The sequence below is a fragment of the Streptomyces sp. NPDC002888 genome, from assembly GCF_042888465.1.
GTDB lineage: Bacteria > Actinomycetota > Actinomycetes > Streptomycetales > Streptomycetaceae > Streptomyces.
Map to the genome: position 1 here is coordinate 1 of NZ_JBIAPU010000070.1, position 1,146 is coordinate 1,146.

1 pseudogene is annotated in these 1,146 nt (G+C 69.0%); it reads right to left on the reverse strand.

The window, feature by feature from the left end:
* Nucleotides 1-1,146: pseudogene (locus ACFYWX_RS47750) on the reverse strand (alpha-1,4-glucan--maltose-1-phosphate maltosyltransferase); the annotation flags it as partial.

A 1,146-nucleotide genomic window follows, 5' to 3' on the forward strand; every position in this document is an offset into this window, starting at 1 on the left:
GCCGGGTGGTCGCGTCGGATGGTGTTGAGCCTGGTGATGAGGGGGGCGATGGTGCGGTTCTCGCGGGCGGCGGTGTCCCAGTCGCGGGGGCGCAGCTGGTATTTCTCGGAGTGGAGGTACTCCTCGCTGCCCTCGCGCTGGGGGGTGTTCTCGCCCAGTTCGTAGCCGCTGTAGATGCCCCAGGTGGGGGAGAGGGTGGCGGCCAGTACCGCGCGGACCTCGAAGGCGGCCCGGCCGCCGTGCTGGAGGTAGGCGTGCAGGATGTCGGGGGTGTTGGCGAAGAAGTTGGGCCGCATGTAGGAGGCCGCCTCACCCGACAGTTCGGTGAGGTACTCCGTGAGTTCCTGCTTGCTGGTGCGCCAGGTGAAGTAGGTGTACGACTGCTGGAAGCCGATCTGGGCCAGGGTGTGCATCATCGCCGGCCGGGTGAAGGCCTCGGCCAGGAAGATGACGTCGGGGTCGGTGCGGTTGATGTCGGCGATCACCCGCTCCCAGAACACGACCGGTTTGGTGTGCGGGTTGTCGACGCGGAAGATCCGCACGCCGTAGGACATCCAGTGCCGCAGGACGCGTACCGTTTCGGCGATGAGGCCGTCCAGGTCGGCGTCGAAGGCGATGGGGTAGATGTCCTGGTACTTCTTCGGCGGGTTCTCCGCGTGGGCGATGGTGCCGTCGGGGCGGTGGTGGAACCACTCCGGGTGCTTGTGCACCCAGGGATGGTCGGGTGAGCACTGCAGGGCGAAGTCGAGGGCGATCTCCAGGCCGAGCCCCGCGGCCTCCTGTACGAACCAGGCGAAGTCCTCGATCGTGCCGAGGTCGGGGTGGACGGCGTCGTGTCCGCCTTCGGGGGAGCCGATCGCCCAGGGCACGCCGACGTCCTCGGGTCCGGCGGAGAGGGTGTTGTCGGGGCCCTTGCGGAAGGTGTGGCCGATGGGGTGGACCGGGGGCAGGTAGACCACGTCGAAGCCCATGCCCGCGATGGCCGGAAGTCGCCGTGCGGCGGTGCGGAAGGTGCCGTGGGGGCGCTCGGGGGTGCCCTCGGAGCGCGGGAAGAACTCGTACCAGGCGCCGTACAGGGCCCGCTCCCGCTCGACCTGCAACGGCAGGGGGTCCGAGGAGGTCACCAACTCCCGCAAGGGGTAACGG